Raw genomic sequence first — 11,724 nt, 5'->3', positions numbered from 1 at the left:
GTCATCCGCTGCCTCAAACGCTACGTCGCCCGCGAGGTCTACTCCTTGATCAAAGCAGCAACAGCCGACCACGCTCCCGACCCAGCCTGACCACTTGACGAACATAGGGGCATCCAAACGGTCGTGATCGAGGATCTCACCGTCCGCAACATGGTCAAGAACCGCGCGCTGGCCCGCGCCATCTCGGATGCGTCCTGGCGGGAGTGGCGGTCGATGTTGGAGTACAAAGCAGTCTGGTACGGGCGCACGCTGGTGGCGGTGGACCGCTGGTTCCCGTCCAGCAAGCTGTGTTCTGCGTGCGGTGCCCTGCAAGAGGCGCTGCCGCTCAACGTCCGGGAGTGGACCTGCGTCTGCGGGACGGTCCACGACCGAGACGTGAACGCGGCCAACAACATGCTCGCCGCCGGGCTGGCGGAGAGCTGAAACGCCTGTGGAGCTGGTGTAAGACCTCAACGAGAGTCCTCTCGGGCGGGCGACCGGCAGTGAAGCAGGAAGGCCGACCGGCGACGGTTGGAATCCCCCTCTTTTACGAGGGGGAGGATGTCAAGAATCCTCCTGGACGGCCATGCCGCGGTCGACCCGGTAGCGGGCCGCGGCAGGCAGGGCGGCGACCCGGTCACCCGTGCGGCGGGCCAGCCCGAACAGATCGAGCACCTCCAGCGCGTCGGCGGCCAGCCGCGGCCCGCCGCCGTCGGACTGGTACGCCTTGGCCCACTGCGGGAAGCGGCGCAGCAGCTCGGCGGCCTCGGCGTCGAGCCGGGCGGCCCTGACGGGGCCGGAGGAGACGAGCAGGTCGAGCATGAGCAGGGCGGCCACCTTGGCGTGGCTGCCGTCGTCGGGGAACTTGGCGTCCGTGGCGGTGGCGTCGGTGTCGATGAGCAGGAAGCCCTCGGCCCGTTCCTCCAGCACGAACCCGGCCTCCTCCGCCGCGCGGCGGATGATCTGGCGGCCGGTGAGCGAGGCGGCGTAGGCCGACTGCTCGGGGGTCAGCTCGTCGCGGTAGACGACGGGCTCGTCGAGGAGGCGGCGGAGGAGGGAGTGCCTGGCCCACAGGTTGCGCTGGGTCTCGGTCGGCTCGTCGCCGCCGTACCGGGCCTCGGTGGTGAGCGTGCCGAGCACCTGCTCCATCGGGCCGTCGCCCTCGGCGGCGATGCGGGAGGGGGGCGCCGGGGCGGCGAGGAGCCTGATCACGCGGGTGGTGTCGACGCGGTAGAGCACCTTGGCGTGCTCGTCGCCGAGGTAGGAGTCGGTCGCGCCGTCCATGGCCGTGATCGCGCCGTAGTGCTCCAGCTGTTTCAGCGCGTCCACGAACGCGGCCCGTTCCTCCCCTCTGACCGGGTCGAACGCGGGCACCCCCGCCTCCACGGCGGCGGCCTGGACGACGCGCTGGGCGAGCATGCCGATCGTGGTGACCGGCGAGGTGAGCAGCTCGGCCGCGCAGAGGCAGAGCAGCGTGTAGCGGCGGCGGTCGAACGGGGCCCTCGTGGTGCGGCGGCGCCGGGCGGGCCGGGTGGCGCTCGCCTCGGATCTGACCTTGACCAGGCGGGCGTACCCCTGGCGCGGCTCCACGACCAGCCGCCAACCGCAGAAGTAGTCGAACCACTGGATCAGCGGCTGCCGCCGCTTCCTGATCAGGTCGAAGGCGGCGGCGTCGTCGTGCAGGGACACCAGCGGCCTGCCGAGCAGGGTCCTGATCGCCCGCGCGATCTCCTCCTTCTCGGCCCTGACGAGCTGGTTGGCCAGGCTGCTCATGCGCCCGCCGCCTGCTCGCGGTAGCCGAGTCCGCGCTCGTCGGGCGCCCTCCCGCGGGCGCCCTCCCGTTCCCGGCCGAGCCCCAGCGCGCGCACGTCGACGAGGTAGTCGGGGCCCCGGAACCAGCCCTCCGAGGTACGCAGCACCGCCACCGCCCCGTCGTCCGGCGCTCGCAGCACGATCTCCACCCGCCCGTCGGAGGTCACGGCCCGCCGGAACCCGGTCGAGTCGGGCGGCTCGGCCAGGGCCCTGCCGAGCAGGTCGAGCAGGCGCCCGAACGTGTCGTGCTCGAGCTCCCCCAGCTGCGACAGCCGCGTCGCCCCGGTGGTGGCCAGCGCCGACCAGGCGTCCTCCAGCTCGGCCCGTTCCTTCCCGGCCAGCTCCCTGCGCTCGGCCCGCAGGGCGACGACGTCGCGCACCTTGCCCGTGCGTCCCATCCGCTCGGTGCGCCCCCGCGAGCGCAGCAGCGCCGACACCTCCACGGGCTCGGCCTCCTGCCAGGGCACCCCGGCCGGGATCAGCTCCGCGTCCGCGTGCCCCAGGTGCGCGTGCCGGGCGGGCCCCAGCCCGAACGCCGCGTCCCACAGCCGGTGCGCGTCGTCCTCGCTCGGCGCGCCCGCGAACCAGCGGGCCAGCGTACGGAAGTCGGCGGCGGCGCTGGAGGAGCGGCGGCGGGAGTCGGTGATCCGGTCGAGCACCTGCAGCAGCGACACGATGGCCCGCCGCGCCACGTCGTGGAGCCGGCGGACCCGCGGCGCCCCACCGCTCTCCGGGTTTTCCTCGCCGGGCGCGAACCAGAGGCACAGGCTCTCCCACTTGGCCGCCCTGGCCGCCAGCCACGGCGTGGCGTGATCCGCGCCCGGCACCTTCGGCAGGTCGGCCCCGTCGAGCGCCCGGGCGTGCAGCACGCCGACCCCGTGCCCGGCCACCTCGTGCAAGGCGGCGGCGACGGCGTCGCCGCGCTGCTCCAGCTGGGTCACGAACTCCTGCAGGTAGGCCACTGTGGCCCCCTTGACCTCGTGGAACGTGGTGAGGTCGGTCCCCTCGACGCGCAGCAGCCGCTGCAGCTCGCCGTTGAACTGCCTGGTGTTGTCGCGCAGCCCGTCGAGGTGGCCTTCGAGCTCCCGCAGGCTCGCGAAGATCCGCCGGTTGCGCCCGGGATCCGGATCGCGCAGCAGCGACTCCAGCTCCCCCAGCCGGTCGGCGATCGCGTCGAGCACCGCGGTCTGCAGCGCGCCGGCCGAGGCCAGCATCGCCATCGCGTGCTGCACGCCGGCGAAGGCCGCCTCGCCCCGCCTGGTCAGCGAATACCGCAGGTTCTTGCGCTCGTACTCCTCGGCGGTGGCGAAGCTGCCGGCGTGGTTGAAGATGACGTCGAGCAGCCCCCACAGCGCGAGCTGCTTGAGCGTCGTGGTCAGCTCCTGCTCGCCGACCGGCGCGTACCAGCCCACCGCCCGCAACCGCTCCCGCACCGCGTCCACGGTGAGCGCCGTCTCCAGCCGCTCGTTGGCCTCGCCGAAGGCGTAGAGGACCGCGGTGTTCAGGTCTGACCGGTCGGTGGCGGTGAACCGGAACATCTCCGGCGGCACCCGTGGCGGCTCAGCCATCGGCCCGCTCCCCTCGCCGCACGATTCCCACGCGCGCAACCGTAGCGGGAAGCCACCACGGCGCGGCCGCGGTTTGCGCGCAGATCACGAGGGTACGGCGCTGGCATGGGGACGGGAGTCGGGATGGCGGAGTTCGGTACGACACGTCCCCGCGCCTGACGCGGAATCGGCGCGATTCGGCGCCCGAGCGCTACCATGCGATTACCTTGTGAAGGGCGGCGCATGGGCGAACCCAGGCTCGATCATGTCCTCGACTCCCTCCGGTCACGGCTGACCGCCTTCGAGGACACCGGCGACCCCTCCGGCCTCTTCTCCGACGCCGCCACCGAAGAGGCCGCCCTTCTGATCGACGCGGTGCGCGAGCGCACCTCGGCGGGCCTGGACGACGCGTGGGACGACGCCGCGCTCGCCACGGCCGGCCGGCTGCACTGGAAGCGGCACCTGACCGTCCCGCCCTCGGACACGGTCCACGACGAGGCCGCCCTCGTCCTGTTCATCCGGCCGTTCCGGTCGGACAGGTCCCTCGTCCCCGAGGTGGTCTGGAGCCACCTCGCCGGGCAGACGGACGACGCGGACCGGCTCAGCCTCGTCGAGCTGCCGGCCGAGGAGATCGCGCGGGTGGCCGAGTCGGCCGCCGGCCGCGGCCTGGCGCCGGCCCTGGTCCTGCCGTTACGCGTGGCCGACGCCATGCTGCCCGGCCGCCATCCGGGAAGCGCGCCGGTGCTGTCGGCCCTGGCGATCGTCCACCACGCGCTCCACGGCTCCGGCGACGACGGCGCGCTGGACGCCGCGATCGAGGCGGCCGACCGGGCCGCCGCGGCCGGGCCGGACGACTGGCCGGGCCGCGCCGTCCTGCTGTCGAGGCTCGGCATGTTCCTCTGGGAACGTTACAACCGCGACGGCGACGAGGCCGACCTGACGGCCTCCGAGACGGCCAACCGCGACGCGGTGCGGGCCTGCGGCGAGGCCGGCCCCGCCCGGCCCGGCTGCCTGCACAACCTCGTGCTCGCCCTGCTGAGCCGCTACGAGCTCGGGCACGAGCCCGCCGTCCTGGCGGAGGCCGTCGAGACCGGCCGGGAGGCGGCCCGCACCACCGATCCCGCTCACCAGGTTGCGCCGCTGCACGCCCTCTCGCTGTCCGCCGCGCTCAGGCTGGACTTCGACCGCACCGGGGACCCGGCGGCGACGGCCGAGGCCGAGCGGGCGCTGACGGCCGCGCTGGCGGGCGCCGCCGCGGACAACCCGTACCGGCCGATGGTGTGGGCCCGCCTGGGCGACCTGCCGCACGGCCGCTTCGACCGCGACGGGGACGAGGCCGACCGGGAGGCCGCGCTGGGCTGGTACCGGAAGGTCCTCGACGCGGTGCCGGAAGGCGAGCCGTTGCACGCCGACGTGGCGGAGGCCGTCGCCGCCCTCAGCGGCGATCCCCGCCCGCCCGAAGCCCCTCGACGACCGGAGGCGCCCCGGGAGCGGCGCGGGCGGCGCAGGTGGAGGTGGACGCGTGCCGGATGACCCGAGGCTCGATCGCCTGATGTCCCGCGTGGTCAGGAAGGGCGACCCCGACGCGCTCGACGACGCCGTCCGGCTGGCGGAGGGCGAACCCGAACCGGCGGCGTTCGTGGCCGGCAGGCTCCTCGACCTGGCCCGCGACGCCAAGAGGTTACGCAACGTGGGCGTCGCCTGGCGCGAGCGCGCCGCGCGGGTCACCCACGACCCCGGCGACCTCGACCGGGCGGTGGCGGCGCTGGAGCGGGCCCAGGACGGCGACGTACGCGCGCGGCGGGAGCTGGCCTCCACCCTTTACCTGCGCTATCAGGCCGAGGGCGCGGACGCCGACCTGGACCGGGCGCGGGACACCGCGGAAGCGGCCCTGGACGACGCCGAGGCCCGCGCCGTCCTCGCCACGATCCTCATGGATGTCCCGAGGGGTCCGGCGGACCTGGACCGGGCCGAGTCCCTGCTGGCCGAGGCGGCGAGCCTGCTGCCGCGCTCCCACGAGTGGCGGCCCGACCTCCTGCGCGACCTGGCGCGGCTCCTCGAACGCAGGCACGCCCGCACGCGGGATCCGCGGGCGCTGGACGAGGCGATCGCCGCCTGGCAGCGCGCGGCCGACGCCGGTGGCCGCGGCCACGTCAACCGCCCGCACTACCTCACCGGCGTGGGGCAGGCCCTGCGCCGGCGTTACGAGAGCACCGGCGATCCCGCCGACGCCGAGCGTTCGCTGCGGGTCCTGGGCCGGGCGCTGGAGGCCGCGGGCCCCGGCCACCGCCACCGAGCCGACTACGTGAGCAATCTCGGCACCGCCCACCAGGACAGATACGGCCTCGCCCACGATCGCGCCGACCTCGACCAGGCGATCGAGCTGCACGAGGAGGCGCTGGCGGCCCGCGCGGACGATCCCCTCTTCCTGGCCAACCTCGGCAACGCCCTGCGGCTGCGCTACATGGCCGGGCGCGATCCCGCCGACCTGGCCCGCTCCGTCGAGGCGCAGGAGCGGGCGCTCGCCGTCAGGCCCGACGGCGGCACGCCCCGCATGCTCAACAACTTCGCCCTCACGTTACGGCTGCGCCATATGCACGAGGACGACCGCGCTGCCCTGCTCAGAGCCGTCGACCTGCACGAACAGGCGCTCGCCGAGACCCCGCAGGAGCACCGCGACCATCCGCTCTTCCTCGCCAACCTCGCGACCGACCTGCGCCTGCTCGTGGACTCGGGCGCGGATCGAGCGGACCACGACCACGCGGTCGAGGTCCATGAGCGGGTGGCCGCCCTCACCGCCACCGGGCCCGACCGCGACAACGCGCGGGCCTGGCTCGCCTGGACCCTTTTCGCGCGTTACGAGGCGTTCGGCGCGGAGGGCGACCTGGCCGGGGCCGCCGAGGCGGTACGCGCGACCGGCGCCGCCCCGACCGGCACCGCGACCGGCACCGCGACCGGCACCGCGACCGGCACCGCGACCGGCACCGCGACCGGCACCGCGACCGGCACCGCGACCGGCACCACCGTGCCCGAGCTGACCCGGCTGGCCGCGCGGATCCGGCTGCACGAGACGGGCGTACGCATGCACGTGCCCGCCGCCGTTCCCGGCGACGACCGGACGGCCGTCGTGATCAGCGGCCGGCACGCGGGCCGGACCAGGTATCTCGTGGTCGTCTCCGCGCCCGGCGCTCCCCTGGTGCTCCCGGCGGCCGGTGAGCGGCCCGAGGCCGGGTTCTTCCTGGACACGTGGGACCAGGTGGAGGCGGACGGCGATCTGCTGATCCTGTCGAAGGCCGACGGGGACGGCGGCTACCTCGCCACCGGTTACCCGCTGCCGGACGGCGATCCGCCCGATCTCGACGCGCTGGCCGCCGAGGTGCTGACGTACACGCGGCATCCGCCGGAGCTGCGCGGGCCGTACCAGGTCGAGTGGGCGGACCTGGCGGCCTTCGTCATCTCCGGCCACTTCGCGGGGGGCCTGCGCCGGCTCGGCGTGGTCACGTCGCGTCCCGGCCACTGGCTGCGGACCGCCCAGGACCCGGAGGCGCTGTTCGAGCTGTTCCACACCATGCTGTACGAGAACGGCGCGGACGCGACGAGCTGGATCAACGACAGCCCGCTGCCGCTGCACGACCGGATCACGGTCCCGGACTCGCTGCCTGCCGAGGGACCGGCCGCGCTCACGCCGTCGGAGTTCGGGCGGCTGGTGCTCACCATGGCCACCACGTACCGGCACGGAGGGCTCACCTACCAGTGGGTCTCGCCGGGCAACGGGCTCGCGCACAGCGTCCAGTACCGCGCGGACGACAGCGAGCCGTGGAGCGTCGGCGAGTTCCGCGACTGGCCGCCCGACGACGACCTGACCACCACGAAGGACGAGGCCCGGGAGTGGACCCAGCAGTGGTACGCGGGCAACTACGGCAGGGACGCGCTCACAGCGGTCGAGGAGGGCCGGCTCATCGACGCCTTCCACGCCTTCTCCCTGCACATCAGGCTGGTCACGCCCGCCTCCGTCGAACAGGTCCTGGCGAGCGTGCACTGCGGGGACACCGTGCTGAACGCCCTCCTGGACAACGGCCACCCCGATCTGTGCGCGTGGGTGGCCGACCGCTGCGCGGCGCTGGCCGGCCGCTTCGAGCTGCCGACCGTCCAGCGGGAGATGCTGCGTAACGCCGCGATCGCGTACGAGGGGCAGGGCCTGCTCGACGAGGCCCTGCGGCGCTACGACCGGGCGCTCGACATCCCCGCCGACGCGCCGGCCCACCCCGTCGAGCGCGAGATCCGCCAGCTGTCCGTCACCGAGCGCAACCTGCACCTCGACTACGTCACCACCAGCATGAGCCTCCTCGCCGACCACGAGCCGGAGGGGCTCTACCACGACGGGCTCGACGAGCGGGCCGCCCGCCTCGTGGCCGCCGCGCGGCTCCACCTGGAGGCGGCGGAGCGGCTCGTGCGGGACGAGCCGGAGGAGACCAGCCGGTGGGCCCGGCTCGCGGTCCAGGTGTATCGCCCGCGCGTCCACGACCTGCTGGGAGAGCACGCCGACGCGGTCGAGCGGCTCGACCGCCTGATAGCCGGCCCGGACCTGGCGACCCAGGCGCGGCTGCTGGCCACCGCGCAGCTGTTCCGGCTGGCCGCGCTGCGGAAGCTGGCGGACCGTGACGAGACCTGGGTCGCGCGTTACGACGCCTGCCTGGCCGACGCGGCCCGCGGCCAGGCGCAGTGGCCGCAGGACCGCGCCTGCGTCGCGGAGGTGCTCAGAGCCGACAGGCTGACCGAGCTGGGCGCCTTCAGCGGGGCGATGAGCCAGGCGATCCGCGCGCTCGGCCTCCAGCTCACGGCCGAGAAGCGCCGGGTCGCCGTCCCCGCTCCCGGCGAGTCGCACGCCGGCTGGATGGCGATCGACGTGCCCGCCCGGCTGAACGAGCTCTGCCACCGGATGGTGACCGCCTCCGGGGACACCGAGGAGACCAGGACGTTCCACCGGCTCTGCTTCTCGGCGGTGGAGAGCGCCAAGAGCAGGTGGTTCCGCCGCGAACTGCTCAGCGGGCTGCAGACCTATCCCGACGGCAGCGTGGTCTACCAGCCGCTCGCGTATCCGGCCGAGGAGTTCGACGAGCTGCTGCTGCGGACCTCGCGGCTGGTCCGGCGCCCGCCCGCGCCACCCGCGCGCGAGCGCCGGTGGACGGTCAAGCGCGGCAGGCGGGCCCGCTTCAGCCGGGACACCGGGCCTTCCGTCATCACCGAGGCCTTCCCCGAGGGTCACACCGGCGACCTGCGCCGCCGCCTGCCCGAGGGCGCCGCGCTGCTGTCGTTCTACCTCACCGCCGAGCACACCTACCTGACCTGCCTCACGCCCGAGCGCAGCCTCACCATGCGGCTGCCCATCTCGGCCCGCGCGCTCAACCGGGCCGTGCTGGCGCTCCAGGCGGGCTTCTCGGGCACGGGCCTGTACGGCCGCATCGACCCCGCCCACCCCTACGACCTGGACGAACGGCTGATCGAGCCCGTGCGGTCGCTGGGCTGGCACCTGCACCCGCTCGCTCCGCTGCTGCGCGACGCCCCGCTCGTCCTGGTCGCGCCCCACCGCGCCTGGCACAACATCCCCATCCACGCGCTGGTCCTGCCCCTGGTGTGGGAGACGGGGCGCTGCCCCGCCTGGTCGTACGTGCCCAGCCTCGGCGTGGCCGAGGACCTGTTCCGGCGCGCGGCCCGGCGACCGGCGGGCACCGGGCCGGCCGCGATGCTCACGGCGCCGCGCGGCGAGGAGGAGCACGAGACGTTCCTGGCCTGCCACCGGCGGATCACCGCGGTGCTGGACCGGGCGGCCACCCACGCGGAGGGGGTGTTCGGGCGCGACGCCACCCCGGAGGAGGCGCTGTCCACGGCCACGCGCGTCGACCTGCTCCACACCCTGGCCCACGGCTCCCACCGGGAGGGCGCCGAGGTGATGGACTCGGGGCTGGCGCTGTCCGGCGGCGTGCTGTCCGGCTCCGCGCTGCTGTCCGGGCATCTCTCCGCCGCGCACCTCACCTTCCAGGCCTGCTCGGTGGGCCGGGTCGTCACCTCCATGAGCGACGACATCTGGGGCCCGACCAGGGCGGCCCTGCTGAGCGGGGCCGACAGCGTCCTGGCCCCGATGTGGGACGTGGACCTGGAGTCGTCGACCCGGCTGCTGGAGACCTTCTACACCCGCTGGCTCGTCGACGGGCAGGACAAGTCGCTCGCCTTCGCCGCGGCGCAGCGTGACATGTGGCGTGCAGACGGGCCTGAGGCCTGGAGGCATCTGTATCACTGGGCGGCGTTCAAACTGACGGGAGTATGAGATGACATTCGAGGGACTCAGCGAGGCTCAGCTCGCCCAGGTGCTGCAGCAGCTGGTCAGCCGGTTCGACACCGAGGAGCCGGCGATCACCGAGGAGGAGGTCGCGGACCGGGTGGCGCGCGACCGGGCCTTCCTGGTGGACACGGCCGAGGAGGCCGGAGTGGGCACGGCCGAGGAGGCCGGGGTGGACGCGGCCTCAGGGGTGCGGGAGGCGCGGCTCTCCGACCTGCTCGAACTGATCATGGAGGCCGTGCCGGAGACGCGTGCGGCGGTCGACGACGCCGTGGCGCGGGTCCGCCGGTCGCAGACCCTGCCGCTGTCGGACGTCGCGACGGACATCCTGGTGATCGCCGCGTCGGCCGCGGTGCTGCGACCGCAGATCACGCTGCGCAAGGTCAAGAAGGGGCAGAACCACGAGCTCGACCTCAAGGTGAGCGTCGGGGGTGGCGGCAAGGGGGTGAACGCCCTGCTGGAATGGGTGATGCAGTTCCTCCGCCCGGGACAGGGCGGCAATCCCTGACCGGCTGGACGGGCGCTTGCAGACGATCTATGCCAGCGCGTTTAAAGGCCGCCGCAAGCTTTCACATTCACGTTTTATTCATGCGACATCTAATCACCATCATTTCGCCCGCCATCGCAGGCTTGATCGCCGCGGCCGGTCTGTCCGGACCGGCGCGGGCGGCCGGGCCCGGCGGGCTCGACGCTTATTACGGTCAGCGGGTGGCCTGGTCCTCCTGCGGCAACGGATATGAATGCGGGAAATTGCGGGTCCCGCTCGACTATTCGAAGCCCGGCGGCAGGCAGATCAAGATCAGTATGATCCGGCTGCGCGCGACCGGAAAGAAGATCGGGTCGATCGTGCTCAACTTCGGCGGCCCGGGAATGTCCGGCGTCGATTCGTTGAAGGCGAGCAAGGCCATGGTCTCCCCTGCCCTCCGGCAGCGCTTCGACGTGGTCAGCTTCGATCCGCGCGGCGTGGGCGCGTCGGCGCCCGTACGCTGCCTCGGCACGCTCGGCCTCGACGCGCTCTTCGCCACCGACCCGACGCCCGACAACCGCACCGAGGTCAAACAGGCCAAGCAGTGGGCCAAGGCGTTCGCCGGGGCCTGCGCGAAGAACGCGGGCAAGCAGCTCCTCGCGCACGTCGGCACCGGCGAGGCCGCCAGGGACATGGACGTGATGCGGGCCGCGATGGGCGAGCGGCGGCTGACGTACCTCGGCTGGTCGTACGGCACCTACCTCGGCGCCAGGTACGCCGACCTGTTCCCCACGAGGATCCGCGCCATGGTGCTCGACGGCGCCGAGAACCCGGTCCAGACCGGCGCCGAGTTCGCCCGCTCGCAGGCCAAGGGCTTCCAGGTGGCGACCGAGTCGTTCCTGCGCGACTGCTTCAAGGCCAAGGACTGCCCGTTCGGGAAGCACTCCATCAGCGCGGCGTGGAAGAAGCTGGACGCGCTGTACAAGCGGGCCGACCGGGCGCCGCTGCGCAACGTCTACGACGGCCGCCAGGTCAGCGAGGCCGTCGCGCGGACCGGCGTCATGAACGCCCTCTACTCGGTGGCCTACTGGCCGACGCTCCGGGTGGCTCTGACGGAGGCGTTCAAGGGCGACGGCACGAAGCTGCTGCTGCTCGCCGACGACTACAACGGCCGGCGGGCCGACGGCAGCTACGACAACCGGTACGAGGCGCTCATGGCGATCAACTGCCTCGACCACCCCGAGTCGGGCTGCCCGTACTGGCCGGTCAAGGGCACCAGGTTCGCCAAGAAGGTGCGGGCCCAGGGCTCGCCGCCGATCCTGGTGGTGGGCACGACCCGCGACCCGGCCACGCCGTACGGCCTGGCGCGGGCGCTGGCCTCCCAGCTGTCGAAGGGCGTGCTGCTGACGAACGACGCCGACGGGCACACCGCGTACCACGGCGGTTCGAGCTGCGTGGAGAAGCAGGTCGACCGGTACCTGATCACGGTCGTCCCGCCGCGCCCCGGCGCCTGTACCGCCAAAGCCTGAATCCGCCGGCACCAGTCCCACACCACGGTGTGGGACTGGTGTCGTTCGGGTCAA

General features: G+C 73.5%; 6 protein-coding genes and 1 pseudogene. 5 read left to right on the top strand and 2 right to left on the bottom strand.

The window, feature by feature from the left end:
- Positions 1–114: 114 nt before the first annotated feature.
- Positions 115–509: pseudogene (locus tag ABZS69_RS09740) on the top strand (RNA-guided endonuclease TnpB family protein); the annotation flags it as partial.
- A 34-nt stretch (positions 510–543) separates the two neighbouring features.
- Here ABZS69_RS09740 and ABZS69_RS09735 read toward each other — a convergent pair.
- Both ABZS69_RS09735 and ABZS69_RS09730 read right to left on the bottom strand, forming a co-directional pair.
- Complete coding sequence (locus ABZS69_RS09735; protein WP_355369113.1) at positions 544–1,752, bottom strand: TIGR02678 family protein; 1,209 nt, start codon at positions 1,750–1,752, stop codon at positions 544–546.
- Positions 1,749–3,359, bottom strand: coding sequence for a TIGR02677 family protein (locus ABZS69_RS09730; protein WP_355369111.1), 1,611 nt, complete (start codon positions 3,357–3,359; stop codon positions 1,749–1,751). Before ABZS69_RS09730 ends, ABZS69_RS09735 begins: the two co-directional genes overlap by 4 nt.
- A 222-nt stretch (positions 3,360–3,581) precedes the next feature.
- Here ABZS69_RS09730 and ABZS69_RS09725 point away from each other — a divergent pair, with 222 nt between their 5' ends.
- The 4 genes from ABZS69_RS09725 to ABZS69_RS09710 all read left to right on the top strand — a co-directional run bounded on the left by ABZS69_RS09725 (position 3,582) and on the right by ABZS69_RS09710 (position 11,670).
- Complete coding sequence (locus tag ABZS69_RS09725; protein ID WP_355369109.1) at positions 3,582–4,871, top strand: hypothetical protein; 1,290 nt, start codon at positions 3,582–3,584, stop codon at positions 4,869–4,871.
- Positions 4,861–9,663, top strand: coding sequence for a CHAT domain-containing protein (locus ABZS69_RS09720; protein ID WP_355369107.1), 4,803 nt, complete (start codon positions 4,861–4,863; stop codon positions 9,661–9,663). Before ABZS69_RS09725 ends, ABZS69_RS09720 begins: the two co-directional genes overlap by 11 nt.
- 1 nt (position 9,664) lies before the next feature.
- A complete protein-coding gene (locus tag ABZS69_RS09715) occupies positions 9,665–10,183 on the top strand; it encodes a hypothetical protein (protein WP_355369105.1) in 519 nt (172 codons plus the stop codon).
- Positions 10,184–10,263: 80 nt separating this feature from the next.
- A complete protein-coding gene (locus tag ABZS69_RS09710) occupies positions 10,264–11,670 on the top strand; it encodes an alpha/beta hydrolase (RefSeq protein ID WP_355369103.1) in 1,407 nt (468 codons plus the stop codon).
- Positions 11,671–11,724: the final 54 nt, after the last annotated feature.

The sequence above is a fragment of the Nonomuraea sp. NPDC005650 genome (assembly GCF_040605375.1).
GTDB lineage: Bacteria > Actinomycetota > Actinomycetes > Streptosporangiales > Streptosporangiaceae > Nonomuraea.
This window is presented reverse-complemented; position numbering and strand designations above follow the sequence as displayed.

What these genes read in the sequence shown, in the direction of transcription:
- ABZS69_RS09735 (WP_355369113.1), bottom strand. Translation starts at nt 1,752, where the DNA reads ATGAGCAGCCTGGCCAACCAGCTCGTCAGGGCCGAGAAGGAGGAGATC.
- ABZS69_RS09730 (WP_355369111.1), bottom strand. Translation starts at nt 3,359, where the DNA reads ATGGCTGAGCCGCCACGGGTGCCGCCGGAGATGTTCCGGTTCACCGCC.
- ABZS69_RS09725 (WP_355369109.1), top strand. Translation starts at nt 3,582, where the DNA reads ATGGGCGAACCCAGGCTCGATCATGTCCTCGACTCCCTCCGGTCACGG.
- ABZS69_RS09715 (WP_355369105.1), top strand. Translation starts at nt 9,665, where the DNA reads ATGACATTCGAGGGACTCAGCGAGGCTCAGCTCGCCCAGGTGCTGCAG.
- ABZS69_RS09710 (WP_355369103.1), top strand. Translation starts at nt 10,264, where the DNA reads ATGCGACATCTAATCACCATCATTTCGCCCGCCATCGCAGGCTTGATC.